Source organism: Pseudomonas sp. ArH3a, from assembly GCF_022648765.1.
Lineage (GTDB): Bacteria > Pseudomonadota > Gammaproteobacteria > Pseudomonadales > Pseudomonadaceae > Aquipseudomonas.
This window is the reverse complement of record NZ_CP080330.1, coordinates 5,862,000-5,880,895: the sequence shown is the minus strand read 5'-3', so window position 1 is coordinate 5,880,895 and position 18,896 is coordinate 5,862,000. Positions and strand designations below refer to the sequence as shown.

The following is an 18,896-nucleotide window of genomic DNA, read 5'->3' as shown; positions in this document are numbered from 1 at the left end:
GACACTAGGGCAAAGTTTTTGCGCCGACAACGTTATGCGCAGGGCGGGTCGGGCTATGCGTTTTGTGCGTTCAAGCGCTGTTTGAGGTGCTCGGCAAACGCGACTACCAGCGGTGGGCGTGGCTCATTGGCGCGATAGGCCAGGCCGAACGAGTAGGGCAGCGCCGGGCGAAAAGGCCGGGTCACGATTGGCAAATGCAGGAAGTGGCTGGCGAGCAAGCCGTTGACGATCGACACGCCCAGGCCTTCAGCGACAAAACTGCAGGCCGCCCCCACGGAGTGCACTTCGACGCGCACTTGTGGCGTGAGGTTGGCGGCGCGAAACACTTGGTTCAGCTCTGCCCGCAGCGCGCGTTGTCGGCCCAGCATCACCAGCGGCACATTGCGCAGGTGTTGCACCTCGATACACGTGTGACGGGTCAATGGATGGTCGAGGGGCATCACGCAGACGCCCTCGGTTTCCAGCACGGGTTCGATGTCGAAATCGGCGATTTCCGTCGGCAAGCGCACAAAGCCCAGGTCGGCGGAGCGGTCGAGTACGGCGCGCTCGATCATGTCGTAAGAGCCGGTCAGCAACTCGACAACGATGTCGTCATGGCTCTTGAGAAAATCCGCGACGATCCGTGGCAACAGCTCCTGGGTCATGCTGGTAGGCACGCCGACCTTGAGCAGGCTCTTGCGCGAGCGGCCCACGCGCATCTCGTCGGCCAAGCGTTGGATGCGCTGCATGCCGTCTACCAGGCCGGCGACTTCGGTCAGCAACTCTTCCGCTTCTGCGGTGGCCATCAGGCGACCTTTTTTGCGCAGAAACAATGCGAAACCTAATGCCTCTTCCAGTTGGCTCAAGAGGCGGCTGACCGCCGATTGCGACAAGCCCATGCGCGTTGCTGCGCCGATGGTCGAGCCGGTGGACATGATCGCCTTGAAGGCTTCGAGCTGCTTGAGATTCACCGTGGTTTTCCTGTCGGTTGCGAGGGGCGAGCGGTGCGTTGCGCATAGCCTGATGCGCATCTCGCATAACATTGTGGGGCTTTGGACGAGCCGTTAGTGTCCGCTCCAACGCGACGTGTCGTCCAGTGTGTCGCGCGGTGCAACTGCCCATAAAAAATCACAACAGGCATTGAGGAAACAGCTATGCGAGCGTTTTTCACGAGGGGCAAAATCGCTTCGGCGGGCTTGGTGGCGAGCCTGTCACCGGCGCTGCTGGCCCAAGGTTTCTGGGAGGATTCCCAGGGGCGATTGACCTTGCGCAACTTCTACTTCAACGACGATTACCGCGACGGCGGCGACGATCGCAGGGAGTGGGCGCAAGGCTTTCTGCTCAACCTGCAGTCGGGTTACACCGAGGGCACGGTGGGCTTTGGCCTCGATGCGTTGGGGTTGTCAGGCCTGCGGCTGGACTCCAGCCCCACCCACGCCGGTACCGGTCTGTTGCCGGTGCACGACGACGGTCACGCGGCCAGCGAGTTCTCAAGCCTGGGCGTCACCGCGAAGATACGCTGGGGCGATGCCGTGGTGAAAACCGGCACGTTGCTGCCGAAGATTCCGGTGTTGGTGCACAACGATGGGCGCCTGTTGCCACAGACCTTCCAAGGCACCCAACTGGAATACACCGGTATACGCAACCTGTACCTGCACACCGGTCACCTGGATAAATTCAAGCAGCGAAACTCCACCGACAGTGTGGCTATTTACCCACAGGGCTACAGCGGCAAAAAAGGCAGCGACTTCGATTTCGCCGGCGCCACTTATGCTTTCACCCCGCGCCTGAGTGGCACCTGGTATTACGGTGAACTGCGTGAGTTCTATCGCCAGCAATTCTTCGGCCTTGTGCATAAACAGCCGGTGGGCAGTGGCACGCTGACCAGCGACTTGCGCTACTTCATGAGTGACGAGGCGGGGGCGGCGCGTAACGGCAAGGTCGACAGTGACATGTTCACCGGGCTGTTCACCTATCGCCTGGGCGCGCAGGCGTTGGGCGTCGGTTATCAGAAGGTCAGCGGCGAAACGGCATTGCCTTATGCCAGTGTGTCGACCGTGTACTCCTTCAGTAACGCCGGCGTGGGCAAGTTCATCCAGGCCGGTGAGCAAACCTGGATGCTGCGCTACGACTACGATTTCGCCGCAGTATTGCCGGGCTTGAGTTTCATGACCCGTTATTACAAGGGGCAAAACGGCGACTACAAAGGGCGTGAGGCGCGCGAATGGGAGTCCGATACCAATCTGCGCTACGTGGTTCAGAGCAGCACGTTTAAAGGCCTGGGTGTGGAGTTGCGCAAAGCGACCTACCGCTCGACTTATGCCAGCGACCGAGACAACTATCGGCTCTACCTGACTTACGACCTGGCACTCTGGTAGCCGGGGCAGGGGGCTGATAAGAGGCCGGTCTTGTGTGCTAGTCTGCTGGCCCTTTTAGTTTTGGATGGCACGGGACACCGTGCTGCCCTACAGCGGAGCCTCTTCATGTCCGAAGTTAATCTGTCCACCGACGAAACCCGCGTCAGCTACGGTATCGGCCGTCAGTTGGGCGACCAACTGCGCGACAACCCGCCACCGGGCGTAAGCATTGACGCCATCCTGGCCGGCCTGACCGACGCGTTCGACGGCAAGCCAAGCCGCGTTGACCAAGAGCAGATGGCGGCCAGCTTCAAAGTTATCCGCGAAATCATGCAAGCCGAAGCGGCTGCCAAGGCTGAAGCCGCTGCCGGCGCTGGCCTTGCCTTCCTGGCTGAAAACGCCAAGCGTGATGGCATCACCACCCTGGCTTCCGGCCTGCAATTTGAAGTGCTGACTGCAGGTACAGGCGCCAAGCCGAGCCGTGAAGACCAAGTGCGTACCCACTACCACGGCACTCTGATCGACGGCACTGTGTTCGACAGCTCCTACGAGCGCGGCCAGCCTGCAGAATTCCCGGTTGGCGGCGTGATCGCTGGCTGGACCGAAGCCCTGCAACTGATGAATGCCGGCAGCAAATGGCGTCTGTACGTGCCGAGCGAACTGGCTTACGGCGCTCAAGGCGTTGGCAGCATCCCGCCGCACAGCGTTCTAGTGTTCGACGTCGAGTTGCTCGACGTACTGTAAGGCCTGGTAGCACTGGCGTCGGCTTCATGTGGGAGCTGGCTTGCCTGCGATAGCATCACCTCGGTAGCAGGTTTGACCGAGTCGTCTATATCGCGGGCAAGCCTGGCTCCCACATAGAGCCGGTGCATTCAGGTTTTGCGTGGTCGTTCATGGATGGAACTTGCCATTGAGCTCCGTGGCCGGGCGCAACGCTCGGGCATAGCAGAACAGAAACAAATTACGTACCACTTCCTTGAGCACCCCAGGCTCACTGGAACTCAGGCCGTTGACGTCCAGGTCGCCCTGATCCTGCAGTTCATTCAGCGCTTCTTCTTCCAGCACAGCACAGACTTCCCCGGTTTCCCGATGCAGGATTCGCAGGTAAGGGTGTGGGCGGTCCAGCCAGGCATCTATCAAATAAGTCATGAGTGGTTCTCCTTGATGGGTTTCAATGAGAATAATTCTTATTCGTAGAATAGCAAGTGCCTATTGGCAATTTCTGGGTTTTTCTGTGTGGATATTGTGTTCGGTCAACGGAGAGGGCAAAACGCCATCCCGCGGCGGGCGCGGGATGGATGCAGCAGGTTCAGACCTTGCGCACGAACTCGGACTTGAGTTTCATCGGGCCGATACCGTCGATCTTGCAATCGATATCGTGATCGCCATCGCACAGGCGGATATTCTTGACCTTGGTGCCGACCTTGACCACCAGGGACGTACCTTTGACCTTGAGGTCTTTGATCACGGTGATGGTGTCGCCGTCCTGCAGGACGTTGCCTACAGAGTCTTTCTTCACGGTTTCATCGCCGGCTGCTTCGGCCTCGCCATTGGCGGACCACTCATGGGCGCATTCCGGGCAGATCAGCTGGGCGCCGTCTTCGTAGGTGTATTCGGAATTGCATTTTGGGCAGGGTGGCAACGTGCTCACTAAGGCTCCTTGAAAGTCAGGATTGGCTAAAGTCGCACATTATATAGGGTTTTGTGGCGCGGGCGGGGTCGTGAAGTGGTAATAAGGTCTAAATGTGGGAGCGGGCTTGCTCGCGAAGGCGGTGTGTCAGCGACTAAATCGCTGACTGATCCTCCACCTTCGCGAGCAAGCCCGCTCCCACATTAATCAGCGCCGAATCAGTGCGTACGCGCGACCGCGAATTCGCTCAGCTCAACCAGAGCGTCCCGGTATTCGCTGGCAGGCAGGGCTTCCAGGCACTTAATGGCTCGGGCTACATAATCACGCGCCAGTTGCGCGGTGTACTCCAGGGAGCCCGAGGCTTCGACGGCTGCGCGGATGGCTTCCAAGTCTTCGATCCCGCCTTTCTGGATCGCCTTGCGCACCAAGGCGGCCTGTTCCGGCGTGCCTTCGCGCATGGTGTAGATCAGTGGCAAGGTCGGTTTGCCTTCGGCCAAATCGTCACCGACGTTTTTGCCCAGGGTTTCGGCGTCGCCCTTGTAGTCGAGCAGGTCGTCGACCAGTTGGAATGCCACGCCCAGGTGATCACCGAAGGTGCGCAGGGCTTCTGCTTGTTCGGCAGTGGCACCGCACAAGGCGGCGGCGCTGTGGGTCGAGGCTTCGAAGAGCATCGCGGTTTTGCCGCGAATCACTTCCATGTAGGTTTCTTCGGTGGTGCTGGCGTCGCGAACCTTCGACAGTTGCAACACTTCGCCTTCGGCGATGATGCGGGTGGCCTGTGAAAGAATCTTCATCACCGGCATCGAGCCCAGTTCGACCATCATTTCAAACGAGCGCGAGTACAGGAAATCACCTACCAGCACGCTTGGGGCATTGCCCCACATGGCGTTGGCGGTTTCGCGACCACGGCGCATGCCGGACATGTCGACCACGTCGTCATGCAGCAGGGTGGCAGTGTGCAAAAATTCGATTGTGGCGGCCAGCAGGCGCAGGTCATCGCCTTCGCGGCCCAGGGCTTTGCCACACAGCAACACTAATAAAGGACGCAGGCGTTTGCCGCCCGCCGACGTAATGTAGTCGCCAATTTTGGAGACCAGCGGCACTTTAGACGTCAGCTGCTGCTTGATGATGCCGTCGACGGCGCTAAAATCGTCCGCGACCGCGCGGTAGAAAGCTTGGGGTTGCATCAGCGACAGTCGCTCCAGAAGGGTTGCGCGGCATGCTAGGACCCAGGCCTTCGAGTGTCAAGGCGCGATAGACGGCCTCTTGCAACACCCATTTACCTTGCGTACAATCGCGCACCCTGAACTTCCTGGGCAGCACCTGCCTTACGCAATTGCATTCGGGACGTCCATCCCATGCAGCCATGCCAGCCAATACCTCTTCTTATAAAGCGCTGGGTGAGCAGGATTATCGGAGAAATACCATGTCGTACGCAGTAATTGTTACTGGTGGCAAGCAATACAAGGTCGCCCCAGGTGAATACCTGAAGATCGAAAAACTGGAAATCGCTACCGGCGAATCCGTTACCTTTGATCGCGTTCTGTTGGTCGCCAATGGCGATGACGTGAACATCGGCGCTCCAGTTGTTGCTGGCGCTACCGTTGTGGCTGAAGTGATCTCCCAAGGTCGTCACGATAAAGTCCGCATCATCAAGTTCCGTCGTCGTAAGCACCACATGAAGCGTATGGGCCACCGCCAGTGGTACACCGAGATCAAAATCACCGGTATTCAGGCTTAATTTCAGCCTAATTCCTCACTAGGAGAATTGACTCATGGCACACAAAAAAGCTGGTGGTAGTACCCGTAACGGTCGCGACTCAGAAGCCAAACGCCTTGGCGTTAAGATGTATGGCGGCCAGAAAATCATTCCGGGCAACATCATCGTGCGTCAGCGCGGCACCCAATTCCACGCCGGTTACGGTGTTGGCATGGGTAAAGATCACACCCTCTTCGCTAAAATCGAAGGCGTGATCAAGTTTGAAGTAAAAGGCGCGTTCAACCGCCGTTACGTGAGCGTTGTCGCCGCTTAATTGCGCGATCGCTGGAAAAGCCCTGTCTCGCGACGGGGCTTTTTCGTTTGTGGAGTGAGTCTCTTGCAAAGCTGTTTGTGATGGGCTCAGGCGCTGGATAAGCGGTTGTTGTTTGAGGTCGCTGCGCTCATTTTTGCAAGAGTCTTATGTCTTGGTTTCTTAAGCTCGTCCATGCGACGAGAGGCGTTTTGTTATGAAGTTCGTTGATGAAGTTTCCATCCGAGTAAAAGCAGGCGACGGCGGTAACGGTTGCATGAGTTTCCGTCGCGAAAAATTCATCGAAAACGGTGGCCCTAACGGCGGTGACGGCGGTGACGGCGGTTCCATCTACATGATGGCCGACGAAAACCTCAACACCCTGGTCGACTACCGTTACACCCGGCACTTCGATGCCGAGCGTGGCTCCAACGGCGGCAGCACCGACTGCACCGGTAAAAAAGGCGAAGACATGGTACTGCGCGTACCGGTCGGCACCACGATTATCGACTCCGCCACCCAGGAAGTTATTGGAGACCTGACCAAGGCCGGCCAAAAGCTGATGGTTGTGCAGGGCGGCTGGCACGGTCTGGGTAACACCCGATTCAAGTCCAGTACCAACCGTGCTCCACGCCAGACCACGCCGGGCAAGCCGGGCGAGCAGCGTGACCTCAAGCTGGAAATGAAAGTACTGGCAGACGTAGGCCTGTTGGGCCTGCCGAACGCCGGCAAAAGTACCTTCATCCGCTCGGTCTCGGCCGCCAAGCCGAAAGTCGCTGATTACCCGTTCACCACCCTGGTGCCGAACCTGGGCGTGGTCAGCGTCGACCGCTGGAAAAGCTTTGTGATCGCCGACATTCCTGGCCTGATCGAAGGTGCTTCCGATGGCGCAGGCCTGGGGATTCGCTTCCTCAAGCACTTGTCGCGGACCCGTTTGCTGCTGCACCTCGTCGATATGGCGCCGCTGGATGACACCAGTGCACCGGACGCCGCCGAAGTGATCGTCAGCGAACTGACCAAGTTCAGCCCGGCCCTGGCCGAGCGTGATCGTTGGTTGGTGCTGAACAAGTGCGACCAGATCCTGGAAGAAGAGCACGAAGAGCGCGTCAAGGAAATCGTCGACCGCCTGGAGTGGGAAGGTCCGGTCTACGTGATCTCGGCCATCGCCAAAGAAGGCACCGAGCGCCTGACCCGCGACATCATGCGCTACCTGGAAGACCGCGCCGACCGCCTGGCGGCCGACCCGGTATTCAAGGCAGAACTGGCCGAGCTCGATCAGCAGATCGAAGACGAAGCCCGTGCCCAGCTGCAGGCCCTGGACGACCAGCGTGCCCTGCGCCGCAGCGGCGTGAAGTCGGTCCATGACATCGGCGACGATGACTGGGACGAAGAAGATGTGGATGATGAAGACGGTCCGGAAATCATTTACGTGCGCGACTGACCGGTTGCGATAAACTTAAACGCCGCTCTCTGGAGCGGCGTTTTGGTATCTGGGATTTACGTAGTCACTAATAACGTTATGGGTCGCGCTGGGTCGCGCAGCCCTCTCACTAAGGTTGAAGATGATGCGGAGCAAAGTGACAGGTGCGCAGCGCTGGGTCGTAAAGATCGGAAGTGCGCTGCTGACGGCGGATGGTAAAGGTCTGGATCGCGCAGCCATGAGCGTGTGGGTCGAGCAGATGGTGGCCTTGCATGAGGCCGGTGTCGAATTGGTGCTGGTGTCGTCCGGGGCAGTTGCCGCCGGTATGAGCCGCCTCGGCTGGACCTCGCGACCCAGCGCGATGCACGAGCTGCAAGCCGCCGCCGCCATCGGCCAGATGGGCCTGGTGCAAGCCTGGGAATCCAGTTTTGCCGAGCACGGACGCCACACGGCGCAGATCCTGCTGACCCACGACGACCTGTCCGACCGCAAGCGCTACCTCAACGCCCGCAGCACCTTGCGCGCTTTGGTCGAGCTCAAGGTCATCCCGGTGATCAACGAGAACGACACCGTGGTCACCGACGAAATCCGCTTCGGCGACAATGACACCCTGGCCGCGCTGGTGGCCAACCTGGTGGAAGCCGACCTGCTGGTGATCCTCACCGACCGAGACGGCATGTTCGACGCCGACCCGCGCAACAACCCCGATGCCCAGTTGATCTACGAAGCGCGCGCCGATGACCCGGCGCTGGACGCCGTGGCCGGCAGTGTCGGCGGCGCACTGGGCCGTGGCGGTATGCAGACCAAGCTGCGTGCGGCACGCCTGGCCGCGCGTTCCGGCGCGCACACCATCATCGTCGGTGGGCGCCTGGAACGCGTGCTGGATCGCCTCAAGGCCGGCGAGCGCATCGGTACGCTGTTGTCGCCGGAACGCGGCATGCTGGCGGCGCGCAAGCAGTGGCTGGCCGGGCACCTGCAAACCCGTGGCACGCTGGTGCTCGATGATGGCGCCGTGTCGGCGTTGTCCCAAGGCAACAAGAGCCTGCTGCCGGTGGGCGTCAAATTGGTGCAGGGCAGTTTCCGCCGTGGCGAGATGGTGGTGTGCGTTGCGCCCGACGGTCGCGAGATCGCCCGTGGCCTGGCCAACTACAGCGCCCTTGAAGCACAGAAAATCATCGGTCAGTCGTCTGATGCGATTGTGAGTCTGTTGGGGTATATGGCGGAGCCTGAACTGGTGCACCGCGATAACTTGATCCTGGTTTAAACAAAGGTAATAAACGATGCGTGTCATGAAGGGATTGCTCGGCCTGCTGTTGGCCATGCCGTTGCTGGCCTCGGCCGAAGAAATTGGCCAGGTGTCGACAGTGTTCAAGTTTGTCGGCCCCAACGACCGAATTGTGGTCGAGGCGTTTGATGACCCCAAGGTCGATGGCGTGACGTGCTACTTGTCGCGCGCCAAGACCGGCGGCGTAAAGGGCGGGCTGGGGCTGGCCGAAGACCGTGCCGAGGCCTCGATTGCCTGCCGTCAGGTCGGGCCGATTCGTTTTAAAGGCGAACTCAAGGATGGCGACGAAGTGTTCAAGGAGCGTACCTCGCTGGTGTTCAAGACCATGCAGGTGGTTCGCTTCCTCGACAAGAAGCGCAATACCCTGGTTTACCTGGTCTACAGCGATCGTTTGATCGAAGGCAGCCCGCAAAACGCGGTTACAGCCATTCCGATTTTGCCTTGGCCGACCGCTCAGTAGTTCGCAGGCGAGTTTTGTAATCGGCGACTATGATTGCAGACTCGCGGTCTGTAATCTCGAGCGGCTGTAACGCGAAGAACATGGGATATCTGGAGTTCGTCATGAGTGCTTTCCACGACCTGAAACTCAAAGCTTTGGACGGTCAAGAGCTACCGCTGGCGCCCTTCAAGGGGCAAGTTGTGCTGGTGGTCAATGTGGCCTCCAAATGTGGCTTGACCCCGCAATACGCGGCGTTGGAAAACCTCTATCAGCAGTATAAGAGCCAGGGGTTTACCGTACTCGGCTTGCCGTGCAACCAGTTTGCAGGCCAGGAGCCGGGCACCGAGGAAGAGATCCGGGAATTTTGCAGCCTCAATTATGGCGTGACGTTCCCGTTGGGCAGCAAGCTCGACGTCAATGGTCCGGAACGTCATCAGCTGTATCGCCTGCTGGCGGGCGAGGGCGCTGAGTTTCCTGGGGATATCACCTGGAACTTCGAGAAATTCCTGCTCGGCAAAGACGGGCGAGTACTGGCGCGCTTCTCGCCGCGCACAGCGCCGGATGACCCGACGATTGTCCAGGCCATTGAAAAAGCCCTGAGCTAATCGTGCCTGATCGTTCCCACGCTCTGCGTGGGAAAGCCTCTGCGGACCTTCTGCGTCTCACTTTTACCCCTTAATCACCCGAATCAATAGTGCTATCCAGCACATCGCACTGCCCATATTATCCACATCATAAATACATCTTCCCGTGGAGTGCTCCCATGCCTGTCCAAGCTTTGTTCAAACCCTTCCAGCTCGGTGCACTGCAACTGTCCACTCGCGTGGTCATGGCGCCGATGACCCGTTCGTTCTCCCCGGGTGGCGTTCCCAATTCCAAAGTCATCGAGTACTACCGTCGCCGCGCTGCCGCCGGCGTGGGCCTGATCATCACCGAAGGCACCGTGGTCGGCCATCAGGCCTCCAACGGTTACCCGAACGTCCCGCATTTTTACGGTGAGGCCGCGCTGGCCGGCTGGAAGAAAGTGGTCGACGCGGTGCACGCCGAAGGCGGCAAGATCGTCCCGCAACTGTGGCACGTGGGCAGCGTACGCCGTATCGGCACTGAGCCTGACGCCAGCGTGCCAGCCTACGGCCCGATGGAAAAACTCAAGGATGGCAATGTGGTCGTTCACGGCATGACCACCCAAGACATTAAGGACGTGATCAACGCCTTCGCCCAAGCCGCCAAGGACGCTCAAAGCATCGGCATGGACGGCGTAGAGATCCACGGCGCCCACGGTTACCTGGTCGACCAGTTCTTCTGGGAAGGCACCAACCAGCGCACCGACGAATACGGCGGCAGCCTGGCCAATCGCTCGCGTTTTGCCATCGAGCTGATCCAGGCTACCCGCGCCGCCGTAGGCCCGGACTTCCCGATCATCTTGCGTTTCTCGCAGTGGAAGCAGCAGGACTACACCGCACGTCTGGTGCAAACCCCTGAGGCGTTGGGTGAGTTTCTCCTGCCACTGTCTGACGCCGGTGTGGATATTTTCCACTGCTCCACCCGTCGTTTCTGGGAGCCTGAATTCGAAGGTTCCGACCTCAACCTGGCCGGCTGGACCCGTCAGCTCACCGGCAAACCGACCATCACTGTCGGCAGCGTCGGCTTGGACGGGGAGTTCCTGCAGTTTATGGTCAACACCGACAAGGTCGCGCAACCCGCCAGCCTGGAAAAACTGCTGGAACGCCTGAACAACGACGAGTTCGACTTGGTCGCCGTGGGCCGTGCCTTGCTGGTGGATCCGGATTGGGCGCTGAAGGTGCGCGAAGGTCGTGAAGGCGACATCTTGCCGTTCAGTCGTGAGGCGTTGACGACGCTGGTGTAAAGGGCTCAGCTCCCTGTGATTGCCACAGGGAGCTGCATAGCTTCAGTGACTCAATACTCCAGCGTCTTCCTCAGCTCGTGGCTGTGGTCGGTCTTGTGCCCTTCTTTTCGCTTGGCTTGGTCGTAGGTTGGCGGTTCTGCCCGAGATTGATCCAGCCATTGTTGCTGACGCGCCCACTCCGCCGTTCCATTGGGTGCACCCACTCCATTAGTAGCCATCTTTGTATCTCCATTTATTTGAAGGGCCTGCCTGAGCCGGCAGGTATCAGTGAGTGGGCATTCGCCGCTGGCCGTTCCCTCATTTAAATATCAAGTAATGCTTGAGTGAATAATGGCTATGGCGCCACTAAGCGGCTGTCGTTCAAGGCGTGTAAGGCTGTGCTGGCATCACACAATGCTCTGCGCACACACCGCGTAACTGGTTTTCAAACTGCTCGATAATTGCTGGCCAGCCCTGGCGGCTGGCGTGTTGGCGAGCATTCAAGCGCATGCGGCGCAGACTCTCCGCATCCTCCAGCAGCCAATTGGCCGCATCGCAAAACGCATCCTCATCCCCCGGCATCGCCAGCACGCCGTTGTAGCCATGGCGAATATGCTGGGTCGCGGCCGCCTGATCGTAGGCCACCACCCCCAAGCCCGAAGCCATGGCTTCCAGTACCACATTGCCGAAGGTTTCGGTCAGGCTGGGAAACAGGAATACGTCACCGGACGCGTAATGCCGGGCCAGTTCTTCACCGCGCAGAGTGCCGCAGAAAATCGCCTCGGGCAGTTCCTTTTCCAGCATCGCTCGTTGCGGGCCATCGCCGACGATGATCAGTTTCATCTGGCGCAGTGGATAGGTGTCTTGCAAGGCGTCGAAGCAGCGTTTGAGCAGCCCTAGGTTCTTTTCTTGCGCCAGTCGGCCTACATGCAGCACGGCGATTTGCTCACTGTTCAACGCCCAGCTTTCACGCAGTGCGTGATCGCGCTTGGCCGGGTGGAACAACTGGCTGTCGACCCCGCGTGAGAGCATCCCCAGGCGCTCGAAATTCCGACGCTCAAGCTCCAGGCGCTGGCTGGTGCTGGGAACCAGAGTCAAGGTCGAACGGTTATGAAACCAGCGCAGGTAATGCGTGACCATGCGGCTGAGCAGGCTCAAGCCGTATTGATTCGAATACTGCTGAAAATTGGTGTGAAAACCACTCACCACGCTGATTCCCAGGCGCCGTGCCGCGCGCAACGCCGACAGCCCCAACGGCCCTTCGGTGGCGATGTAAAGCACGTCCGGGCGCTGGCGAGTCCAGCGTCGCAGCAACTTGTGCATCGACGACTGGCCCCATTGCAGGCCCGGGTAGCCCGGCAGCGGCCAGCCACGGCACAGCAGCAGTGCGTCGTCGCTGGGGCGGCTCTGATCGCTGCCCTGGCGTGGGCGCACCAGCTCGACCTGATGGCCGCGCGCGCGCAACCCTTCACACAGGCGGCCAAGGGTATTGGCCACCCCGTTGATCTCTGGCGGGAAGGTTTCGGTAATCAGAGTGATGTGAAGCGAGGCTGTCGTCATGACCCACAGTGTCACCGTGGGCCATGTCGTCATTGTGTCATTGGCGTGATGGATTTATGACTGGGTCACCTTGGGCGCGGCCATTGCCTCAGCACCTTGCTCGCGCACCCAGAACAGCGTGGCCCCGGCCACCGCCGCCGGCATCATCAGCAGGTTGACCACCGGCACCAGCAGCACCAGGTAAACGATGCCGCCAAAGCTCATGCTCTGCCAGCGCTTCTGGCGCAGCCAGGCGAGCATTTCGTTCCAGCCCAGTTTGTGGTTGTCGGCCGGGTAGTCGATGTACTGGATCGCCATCATCCACACGCCGAACAGCAGCCACAGCGGCGCGGCGATCAGGTTGACTACCGGAATGAACGACAGGATAAACAGGCCGATGGCGCGTGGCAGGAAGTAGCCCAGTTTGCGCATTTCCCGCGCCAGGGTGCGCGGCACCATCGCCATCAGTTCGCCCCAGCTGAACGGGGGGAAGTCGTCGGTGCCACGCACCACCACTTCAACCTTTTCTGCGAGAAAACCGTTAAACGGTGCAGCGATGATATTGGCCAGCATGGTGAAGGTGAAAAACACCATCAGCACCACCAGCACCACAAACAGCGGCCACAGGATGTAACTGAGGAAACTCAACCAGCCAGGCAGCGTCGGCATCAAAGTGTCGACCCACAGGCTGAACTGATGGCCGGCGAAATAGATTAAGCCGACGAACAGCACCAAGTTGATCGCCAACGGCAGCAACACAAACAGGCGCAGGCCTGGGCTCAACACCAGTTTGAGACCTTCACGCAGGTATTGCGGGCCGGAAAGAGCAGGGGCGGGCATGGAGAACTCCGAGCAGGATGACGAACGCGCCGACCTTACCGCCTTTGCATCCTGGGCGAAAGCGGCGACATCAGCGGTAACATCTAAGCAACAATGGCGTCGATTAATCGGGTGTACTGCATAGAGACCACCTATGAGCTGGATTGTTATTCCGTATTTCCTTAATCTTGCCCCCCTCGATACGCTGCACCCATTATTTTTAGGATCTGCGAGTTCAAGCCTTCCCCAAGTGCTTCGCGGTCCTTTTTTATTCCAGCCGCCCTGTGTTTTCCGGGTGGTCGATAGGAGTGAGTCATGTCTGATACCCGTCATTCGCGAGTGATTATTCTCGGTTCCGGCCCTGCCGGTTACAGCGCTGCTGTCTACGCTGCCCGGGCCAACCTCAAGCCGCTGCTGATCACCGGCATGCAGGCGGGCGGTCAACTGACCACCACCACTGAAGTCGACAACTGGCCGGGCGACGTGCATGGCCTGACCGGCCCAGTGCTGATGGAGCGTATGAAAGAACACGCCGAGCGCTTTGAAACCGAGATCGTTTTCGACCACATCAACCAAGTCGACTTCTCGAAAAAGCCTTACAGCCTGACTGGCGACAACGGCGTGTACACCTGTGACGCGCTGATCATCGCCACCGGCGCCAGCGCCCGTTACCTGGGCCTGCCGTCGGAAGAAGCGTTCATGGGCAAAGGCGTTTCCGCCTGCGCGACCTGCGACGGTTTCTTCTACCGCAACAAGCCGGTGGCTGTGGTCGGTGGCGGCAACACAGCGGTGGAAGAGGCGCTGTACCTGGCCAACATCGCCAGCACCGTGACTTTGGTTCACCGCCGCGAGACCTTCCGCGCCGAGAAGATCCTGATCGACAAGCTGCACGCCCGTGTTGCTGAAGGCAAAATCATCCTCAAGCTCAACGCCACCCTCGACGAAGTCCTGGGCGACAACATGGGCGTGACCGGTGCCCGCCTGAAAAACAACGACGGCAGCTTCGACGAGCTGAAAGTCGACGGCGTATTCATCGCCATCGGCCACACCCCGAACACCTCGCTGTTCGCGGGCGTGCTGGAAGCCAAAGACGGCTACCTGGTGGTGCAGGGCGGCCGTGAAGGCAATGCCACTGCGACCAACATCGAAGGCATCTTTGCCGCCGGTGACGTGGCTGACCACGTGTACCGCCAGGCGATCACCTCGGCCGGCGCCGGCTGCATGGCGGCCCTGGATGCCGAGCGTTACCTCGACGGTTTGAAGGACGCTTCGTTCTAAACCCGTCGCAATAAAAAAACCGGCTGAGAGGCCGGTTTTTTTATGTCTGCGATTTAATCAGCGCGGCAGCCCAGAAGTGTCAACCCCATCACTGTGGGAGTCAGGCTTGCCCGCGATGACGGTGGCAGCTGACACGCCGCTATCGCAGGCAAGCCAGCTCCCACCTTGACCGGTTTTCAATTTGAATCAGCGGCGAGTCAAAGGCTGCTGAGTAAACTGAACCCCAGCCAAACCTTGCGCAATCAACGCGCGAATATTGCCGTGATCACTGCCCTGCGGTGTAGCCACCACCGACCGATAATGCTCACCAAACGCCAGCAGCGCTTCCTGATCGCTCAAGCCTTCCAGCAGCGCCAGGCCCAGTGTCTTGCACGAGCCCTCGTTCTGCCCGGCGGCGTTTTCCACGTTGCCATTGGTGAAGGCTTGCGGCTGGTAGTCGTAACCGGCGGCAACAAACGCCAAGGTGTCGGCAAAGACGTGTTCGCCGCTGTTGAGGCTGGCGCGCAGGGTGTTCAAGTCAGTCATGGGTTTTTCCTTTGGCAAACGCCGCCTGTTGGTCGGCGCTGGCTTCTTTCTGGTACTGGGCTTTCCACTCGGCGTACGGCATGCCGTACACCACTTCACGCGCGTCATCGAGGCTCAGCTCGATGTGGCGCTCGTCGGCCTCGGCTTTGTACCACTTGGACAAACAGTTGCGGCAAAAGCCCGAGAGGTTCATCAGGTCGATGTTCTGCACATCCTTGCGGCTGTCCAGGTGCGCCACCAGCCGGCGGAAGGCGGCAGCTTCGAGTTCGAGGCGTTGTTGATCGTTCATAGGGCTCACTGCAGATTCTGGGGTTAGCGGCTGGCCGCCAGGGTAATCGAAACCGACTCGGCAAAGCGCAACGCGTGGGGCTTGTCCACTTCGACTTCGGCGTACAGCACCGATTCGTTGCTCATCACCAGGTCCAGCAGCTCCTGGGTCAGGCGCTCGAGCAGGGCGAAGCGGTTGCCTTCGACGTGGGCGATGATCGCCTTGGTAATGGTGCGGTAGTTCAGCGCGTGGTCGATATCGTTGTCGCGCACGGCTTCCTGAGCGGCATACAGGATCGTCAGGTTGATGAGCACGTCCTGCTTGTTGAGGATCTCGTCCTCGTTGATGCCGATAAAGGTGCGCAGGCACAGGTCCTTGACCCGGATACGCGCCATGCCTGGTTGAAGTTGTGGCATTGCTACTTGCTCCGTCCAATCAGTTGCAGGAACTCCATACGCGTGGTGTTCGACTCGCGGAAGGCGCCGAGCATCACCGAGGTGTTCATGGTTGAATTCTGTTTTTCCACGCCGCGCATCATCATGCACATGTGCTTGGCTTCGATCACCACCGCCACGCCGGCGGCCTGGGTGACCTGCTGGATGGCGTCGGCGATTTGCCGCGTGAGGTTTTCCTGGATCTGCAGGCGCCGGGCGTACATGTCGACAATGCGCGCCAGCTTTGACAGGCCCAGCACCTTGCCGGTCGGAATATAGGCCACATGGGCCTTGCCGATAAAGGGCAGAAGGTGGTGCTCGCACAGCGAATACAGCTCGATGTCCTTGAGGATCACCATCTCGTCATTGTCTGAGGCGAACAGCGCGCCGTTGACGATTTCGTCCAGGTTCTGCTCGTAGCCATGACACAGGTACTGCATGGCCTTGGCGGCGCGCTTGGGGGTGTCGAGCAAGCCTTCGCGTTCCGGGTCTTCACCCAGTCCTTTGAGAATCTCGCGGTAGTGTTGGGGCAGGGACAAGGTCATACAACATCCTCACAAACGGCTTACTTGATATGCCGCCCGCCGTTGACGGTCAGGGTGGTACCGGTGACATAAGGGTTGTCCAGCAGGTAACGCACGCTCTGGTAGATCACCTCGGGCCCGGGCTCGATGCCCAATGCGGACTTGGCCAGGACCTTGGCGCGGTAAGCCGCATCGTCGCCGTCGTTGAACATCACCATCGCCGGCGCGATGCCGTTGACCTTGATCAGCGGCGCGAACTGCGCGGCAAACGACAGCGTGAGGCTGTCGAGCCCGGCTTTGGTGGCGCAATAGGCAATGTGCTGGCGGCTGCCCTTGCGCACCACGTCGTCGCTGATATGCACGATATCGGCAGGTGTTGAGCGTTGCAGCAAAGGTGAACAATGCAGGTTGATCAGGTACGGCGCAAGCATGTGCACGCTGAACATGTCGGTAAATGCGCGGCTTTCGTCGCCCGGCGTTTCCGCGACCCACGCCGAAGCGTTGTGGATGATAGCGCGCAGGCTGTCGGTATGGGTCTTCAGCGCAGAGATGAAGGCCAGAATCCCGGCCTCACTGGAGAAGTCGGCAAACACACCGACCGCGCCCCGCTCGCGCAAAGCCTGCACACCGGGGCGTTCGCTGCGGTAGCTGAAAATCACCGGGTGGCCCTCGTCCAGCAGGCGCTCGGCACAATGCAGGCCGACACGCTGGCCGGCACCGGTGATCAGGATCGGGGCGTTCGTTGCAGTCATGGGAGGCTCACGTCGCTGGCAGGATGAAACTATACCAGCGAGCGGCCCCCTGTACTCAAGCGGCGGCTTCTGCAGCCTTGCGCGGTGGCGGTGTAGGGTGCAGCCAGTTCGCCAGCAGGTGGGTCGACAGCGGGATGAACCAATAAACCATCAATGGGGTGAGCGCCAGGGTGCTGACCAGCACGCGCGGGGCCAGGTCCAGTTCGTTGAGCAGCGGGCCAAGGACAAAGTTGAACAACAGGGACACCGGGAAAAACGCCAGCCAGATTGCCACGGCCTGTTTCCAGCGCGGTGGCCGTGCACCTACCGCGCCGAACCAGCCGTCGATGCCACTGACGCGATGCTCGGACGGGTCGGCAAACAGCTCGCTGCCTCGGCTCAGCCAAGCACTGCGCGAAGCGGAAAACTCCCAGGCATGCAGGGTCTTCTCGTCGGCGAAACGGAAGATGATCTGGAATTCATCGTCATTGGGCGGCGGGGCGAGCACGCCGGAACCCAGGTAACCGGGGAAGTCCGTGGCCAATTGCTCGCCTTCGCGCAGCCAAGCCATCAAGTCTTCGTAGCGCCCTTTGGCCACGCGGCGCGCAACCATCAAGGTGACGGGAGAGGTAGACATTGTGTATCTCCAAATGTACGGGTGCGCCGAACCGGGTAGGTGGCGCACGAACGAGGCTGCGGGGTGGTGCAGCGACGTAGAAAAAACAGGCAAGGATTATTCCTGTTTTGCAAAAATACACCAGTGACATTGGTCTGACAGAGCGGGCCTTGAAAAGGACAAGTCTAAAAGCGTTAAATGGTATCCAAATTCACAAGGACGTTTTCTACCGCAGATGCCCGAAATTACTACTCATACTCGCGAAATTGCCCAGGGTCGTCCCGCTGACCCCGATGAGCTGTTCCCGATCCGCGAAGTGTCGAGATTGACAGGTGTCAACCCGGTCACCCTGCGTGCCTGGGAGCGGCGTTATGGCCTGATCCAGCCCACACGCACCGAAAGTGGGCATCGCCTCTATTCCAGCGACGATATTGTGACCATTCATCGTATTCTCGATTGGATCGAGCGCGGCGTGGCCGTGAGCAAAGTCGGCAAGATCCTTGCGCGCGACGATCAGCAGGCTGAAGCGATTCGTGCTGAGCGCGACACCGGCAGCGACAGTGAATGGCCACAGTGGCGGGCGCGGTTGGTAAACGCCATCAGTGGGTTTGACGATCGTCAACTGCATAGCCTGTACGCTCAGGTTCTGGCGAGCTACCCGCTCAGCGTGGCGTTCCAGGACATCCTGATGCCCCTTTGGAGCGACCTGCTGCGCCATCAGGGCCGCTTCGGCCAAGCCAGTGAATGGATTTTTTACGATACCTTCCTGCGCATGCAAACCTTCGAACACCTGCGACGTGCGGGCACCTCAACTGCGCCACGGGTATTGCTGACGGCTATGCCCGGGGAATGCCGTAAAGTGGAATTGATGGTGGCGGCGTTGTTGCTCAGTTGCGAGGACAGGCCTGTGAAGGTGCTGGGCATGGGTCAACCCTTGGACGAGTTGACACTGGTCTGTGAAAAGATGCGTCCTCAGGCGCTCATCCTGTTCTCCAACCACTCACACAACCATGACCTGGCCGGGCGTCTGACCCGTTTGGCGCTGACCCTGGATTGCCCGCTGCTGCTGGCCGGTGCCGCATCGGACCTGGCCGAAAAAGAGTTGGCCGGGTCCGCCATCGGTTGCCTGGGCAACGAAGGGCGCTTGATGCAGCGCCGCTTGCAGCAGTTTCTCAGTGGGCAGTTGGATACCTGATA

Annotated in this window: 24 protein-coding genes; 11 read left to right on the top strand and 13 right to left on the bottom strand. The window is 59.7% G+C overall.

Annotated features, from left to right (window positions below; all coding sequences use genetic code 11):
- Positions 1–53 precede the first annotated feature (53 nt).
- Positions 54–950, bottom strand: coding sequence for a LysR family transcriptional regulator (locus K0P33_RS27025; protein ID WP_094949349.1), 897 nt, complete (start codon positions 948–950; stop codon positions 54–56).
- Positions 951–1,133: 183 nt separating this feature from the next.
- Between K0P33_RS27025 and K0P33_RS27020 the strand changes: the two genes are divergently transcribed.
- Both K0P33_RS27020 and K0P33_RS27015 read left to right on the top strand, forming a co-directional pair.
- A complete protein-coding gene (locus K0P33_RS27020; protein WP_094949350.1) occupies positions 1,134–2,357 on the top strand; it encodes an OprD family porin in 1,224 nt (407 codons plus the stop codon).
- Between the two features lie 105 nt (positions 2,358–2,462).
- Positions 2,463–3,080 carry an FKBP-type peptidyl-prolyl cis-trans isomerase gene (locus K0P33_RS27015; RefSeq protein ID WP_094949351.1) on the top strand — a complete coding sequence of 206 codons (618 nt, stop codon included), beginning with the start codon at positions 2,463–2,465 and terminating at the stop codon, positions 3,078–3,080.
- Positions 3,081–3,227: 147 nt separating this feature from the next.
- Here the strand turns inward: K0P33_RS27015 and K0P33_RS27010 are convergent, their stop codons facing one another.
- The 3 genes from K0P33_RS27010 to K0P33_RS27000 all read right to left on the bottom strand — a co-directional run bounded on the left by K0P33_RS27010 (position 3,228) and on the right by K0P33_RS27000 (position 5,153).
- Positions 3,228–3,485, bottom strand: coding sequence for a hypothetical protein (locus K0P33_RS27010; protein WP_003194088.1), 258 nt, complete (start codon positions 3,483–3,485; stop codon positions 3,228–3,230).
- Between the two features lie 160 nt (positions 3,486–3,645).
- A complete protein-coding gene (locus K0P33_RS27005) occupies positions 3,646–3,987 on the bottom strand; it encodes a zinc ribbon domain-containing protein YjdM (RefSeq protein WP_017254008.1) in 342 nt (113 codons plus the stop codon).
- A gap of 197 nt (positions 3,988–4,184) precedes the next feature.
- Positions 4,185–5,153 carry a polyprenyl synthetase family protein gene (locus tag K0P33_RS27000; protein ID WP_057724030.1) on the bottom strand — a complete coding sequence of 323 codons (969 nt, stop codon included), beginning with the start codon at positions 5,151–5,153 and terminating at the stop codon, positions 4,185–4,187.
- A gap of 239 nt (positions 5,154–5,392) precedes the next feature.
- Here K0P33_RS27000 and rplU point away from each other — a divergent pair, with 239 nt between their 5' ends.
- From rplU to K0P33_RS26965, 7 genes are all read left to right on the top strand, one after another.
- Positions 5,393–5,707, top strand: coding sequence for a 50S ribosomal protein L21 (gene rplU, locus K0P33_RS26995; RefSeq protein ID WP_003176051.1), 315 nt, complete (start codon positions 5,393–5,395; stop codon positions 5,705–5,707).
- 34 nt (positions 5,708–5,741) lie between these two features.
- The gene (rpmA, locus tag K0P33_RS26990; RefSeq protein ID WP_003176049.1) at positions 5,742–5,999 is read left to right on the top strand and encodes a 50S ribosomal protein L27; all 258 of its coding nucleotides are present in this window, start codon (positions 5,742–5,744) and stop codon (positions 5,997–5,999) included.
- 193 nt (positions 6,000–6,192) lie between these two features.
- The gene (gene cgtA / locus K0P33_RS26985; RefSeq protein ID WP_094949352.1) at positions 6,193–7,416 is read left to right on the top strand and encodes an Obg family GTPase CgtA; all 1,224 of its coding nucleotides are present in this window, start codon (positions 6,193–6,195) and stop codon (positions 7,414–7,416) included.
- 124 nt (positions 7,417–7,540) lie between these two features.
- Complete coding sequence (gene proB / locus K0P33_RS26980; RefSeq protein WP_094949353.1) at positions 7,541–8,659, top strand: glutamate 5-kinase; 1,119 nt, start codon at positions 7,541–7,543, stop codon at positions 8,657–8,659.
- Positions 8,660–8,675: 16 nt separating this feature from the next.
- Positions 8,676–9,140 carry a CreA family protein gene (locus tag K0P33_RS26975; RefSeq protein WP_015885841.1) on the top strand — a complete coding sequence of 155 codons (465 nt, stop codon included), beginning with the start codon at positions 8,676–8,678 and terminating at the stop codon, positions 9,138–9,140.
- Between the two features lie 101 nt (positions 9,141–9,241).
- A complete protein-coding gene (locus K0P33_RS26970; protein WP_242152479.1) occupies positions 9,242–9,724 on the top strand; it encodes a glutathione peroxidase in 483 nt (160 codons plus the stop codon).
- Positions 9,725–9,882: 158 nt separating this feature from the next.
- The gene (locus K0P33_RS26965; RefSeq protein WP_094949355.1) at positions 9,883–10,986 is read left to right on the top strand and encodes an NADH:flavin oxidoreductase; all 1,104 of its coding nucleotides are present in this window, start codon (positions 9,883–9,885) and stop codon (positions 10,984–10,986) included.
- A gap of 50 nt (positions 10,987–11,036) precedes the next feature.
- Here K0P33_RS26965 and K0P33_RS26960 read toward each other — a convergent pair whose 3' ends face one another.
- From K0P33_RS26960 to cysZ, 3 genes are all read right to left on the bottom strand, one after another.
- Positions 11,037–11,204, bottom strand: a complete 168-nt coding sequence (locus K0P33_RS26960; protein WP_176462899.1) for a hypothetical protein — start codon at positions 11,202–11,204, stop codon at positions 11,037–11,039.
- A 142-nt stretch (positions 11,205–11,346) separates the two neighbouring features.
- Positions 11,347–12,525 (bottom strand): glycosyltransferase family 1 protein, encoded by a 1,179-nt coding sequence (locus K0P33_RS26955; protein WP_094949356.1) that lies wholly within the window; start codon positions 12,523–12,525, stop codon positions 11,347–11,349.
- Between the two features lie 54 nt (positions 12,526–12,579).
- Positions 12,580–13,344: a sulfate transporter CysZ gene (gene cysZ / locus K0P33_RS26950; RefSeq protein WP_094949357.1), complete on the bottom strand. Its 765-nt coding sequence runs from the start codon at positions 13,342–13,344 to the stop codon at positions 12,580–12,582.
- 294 nt (positions 13,345–13,638) lie between these two features.
- On the opposite strand from cysZ, the gene trxB reads away from it, so the two are divergent.
- Positions 13,639–14,601, top strand: coding sequence for a thioredoxin-disulfide reductase (gene trxB, locus K0P33_RS26945; RefSeq protein ID WP_094949358.1), 963 nt, complete (start codon positions 13,639–13,641; stop codon positions 14,599–14,601).
- A gap of 186 nt (positions 14,602–14,787) precedes the next feature.
- Here trxB and K0P33_RS26940 read toward each other — a convergent pair whose 3' ends face one another.
- From K0P33_RS26940 to K0P33_RS26915, 6 genes are read right to left on the bottom strand one after another with little or no spacing between them, the layout of a single operon-like run.
- Positions 14,788–15,126 (bottom strand): HopJ type III effector protein, encoded by a 339-nt coding sequence (locus K0P33_RS26940; RefSeq protein WP_094949359.1) that lies wholly within the window; start codon positions 15,124–15,126, stop codon positions 14,788–14,790.
- Positions 15,119–15,415, bottom strand: a complete 297-nt coding sequence (locus K0P33_RS26935) for a DUF1244 domain-containing protein (RefSeq protein ID WP_065908484.1) — start codon at positions 15,413–15,415, stop codon at positions 15,119–15,121. The genes K0P33_RS26940 and K0P33_RS26935 overlap by 8 nt, the downstream gene beginning before the upstream one ends.
- 23 nt (positions 15,416–15,438) lie before the next feature.
- Entirely contained in the window at positions 15,439–15,810 is a 372-nt protein-coding gene (folX, locus tag K0P33_RS26930) for a dihydroneopterin triphosphate 2'-epimerase (protein WP_003194073.1), read from the bottom strand.
- Between the two features lie 2 nt (positions 15,811–15,812).
- Positions 15,813–16,373 carry a GTP cyclohydrolase I FolE gene (folE, locus tag K0P33_RS26925; RefSeq protein WP_053257937.1) on the bottom strand — a complete coding sequence of 187 codons (561 nt, stop codon included), beginning with the start codon at positions 16,371–16,373 and terminating at the stop codon, positions 15,813–15,815.
- Between the two features lie 20 nt (positions 16,374–16,393).
- The gene (gene folM / locus K0P33_RS26920; protein WP_242152476.1) at positions 16,394–17,104 is read right to left on the bottom strand and encodes a dihydromonapterin reductase; all 711 of its coding nucleotides are present in this window, start codon (positions 17,102–17,104) and stop codon (positions 16,394–16,396) included.
- A gap of 55 nt (positions 17,105–17,159) precedes the next feature.
- Positions 17,160–17,720 (bottom strand): antibiotic biosynthesis monooxygenase, encoded by a 561-nt coding sequence (locus K0P33_RS26915; protein WP_094949362.1) that lies wholly within the window; start codon positions 17,718–17,720, stop codon positions 17,160–17,162.
- A gap of 214 nt (positions 17,721–17,934) precedes the next feature.
- Between K0P33_RS26915 and K0P33_RS26910 the strand changes: the two genes are divergently transcribed.
- On the top strand, positions 17,935–18,894 hold the full coding sequence (locus K0P33_RS26910; protein ID WP_094949363.1) for a MerR family transcriptional regulator: 960 nt from the start codon (positions 17,935–17,937) through the stop codon (positions 18,892–18,894).
- Positions 18,895–18,896 lie beyond the last annotated feature (2 nt).

Coding starts and splice junctions, on each gene's coding strand:
- K0P33_RS26940 (WP_094949359.1), bottom strand. CDS start 15,126: ATGACTGACTTGAACACCCTGCGCGCCAGCCTCAACAGCGGCGAACAC.
- K0P33_RS26960 (WP_176462899.1), bottom strand. CDS start 11,204: ATGGCTACTAATGGAGTGGGTGCACCCAATGGAACGGCGGAGTGGGCG.
- K0P33_RS27000 (WP_057724030.1), bottom strand. CDS start 5,153: ATGCAACCCCAAGCTTTCTACCGCGCGGTCGCGGACGATTTTAGCGCC.
- rpmA (WP_003176049.1), top strand. CDS start 5,742: ATGGCACACAAAAAAGCTGGTGGTAGTACCCGTAACGGTCGCGACTCA.
- K0P33_RS26915 (WP_094949362.1), bottom strand. CDS start 17,720: ATGTCTACCTCTCCCGTCACCTTGATGGTTGCGCGCCGCGTGGCCAAA.
- K0P33_RS26975 (WP_015885841.1), top strand. CDS start 8,676: ATGCGTGTCATGAAGGGATTGCTCGGCCTGCTGTTGGCCATGCCGTTG.
- proB (WP_094949353.1), top strand. CDS start 7,541: ATGCGGAGCAAAGTGACAGGTGCGCAGCGCTGGGTCGTAAAGATCGGA.
- folM (WP_242152476.1), bottom strand. CDS start 17,104: ATGACTGCAACGAACGCCCCGATCCTGATCACCGGTGCCGGCCAGCGT.
- K0P33_RS26970 (WP_242152479.1), top strand. CDS start 9,242: ATGAGTGCTTTCCACGACCTGAAACTCAAAGCTTTGGACGGTCAAGAG.
- K0P33_RS26910 (WP_094949363.1), top strand. CDS start 17,935: ATGCCCGAAATTACTACTCATACTCGCGAAATTGCCCAGGGTCGTCCC.
- K0P33_RS27010 (WP_003194088.1), bottom strand. CDS start 3,485: ATGACTTATTTGATAGATGCCTGGCTGGACCGCCCACACCCTTACCTG.
- trxB (WP_094949358.1), top strand. CDS start 13,639: ATGTCTGATACCCGTCATTCGCGAGTGATTATTCTCGGTTCCGGCCCT.
- cysZ (WP_094949357.1), bottom strand. CDS start 13,344: ATGCCCGCCCCTGCTCTTTCCGGCCCGCAATACCTGCGTGAAGGTCTC.
- cgtA (WP_094949352.1), top strand. CDS start 6,193: ATGAAGTTCGTTGATGAAGTTTCCATCCGAGTAAAAGCAGGCGACGGC.
- folE (WP_053257937.1), bottom strand. CDS start 16,373: ATGACCTTGTCCCTGCCCCAACACTACCGCGAGATTCTCAAAGGACTG.
- folX (WP_003194073.1), bottom strand. CDS start 15,810: ATGCCACAACTTCAACCAGGCATGGCGCGTATCCGGGTCAAGGACCTG.
- K0P33_RS26965 (WP_094949355.1), top strand. CDS start 9,883: ATGCCTGTCCAAGCTTTGTTCAAACCCTTCCAGCTCGGTGCACTGCAA.
- K0P33_RS27020 (WP_094949350.1), top strand. CDS start 1,134: ATGCGAGCGTTTTTCACGAGGGGCAAAATCGCTTCGGCGGGCTTGGTG.
- K0P33_RS26955 (WP_094949356.1), bottom strand. CDS start 12,525: ATGACGACAGCCTCGCTTCACATCACTCTGATTACCGAAACCTTCCCG.
- rplU (WP_003176051.1), top strand. CDS start 5,393: ATGTCGTACGCAGTAATTGTTACTGGTGGCAAGCAATACAAGGTCGCC.
- K0P33_RS26935 (WP_065908484.1), bottom strand. CDS start 15,415: ATGAACGATCAACAACGCCTCGAACTCGAAGCTGCCGCCTTCCGCCGG.
- K0P33_RS27015 (WP_094949351.1), top strand. CDS start 2,463: ATGTCCGAAGTTAATCTGTCCACCGACGAAACCCGCGTCAGCTACGGT.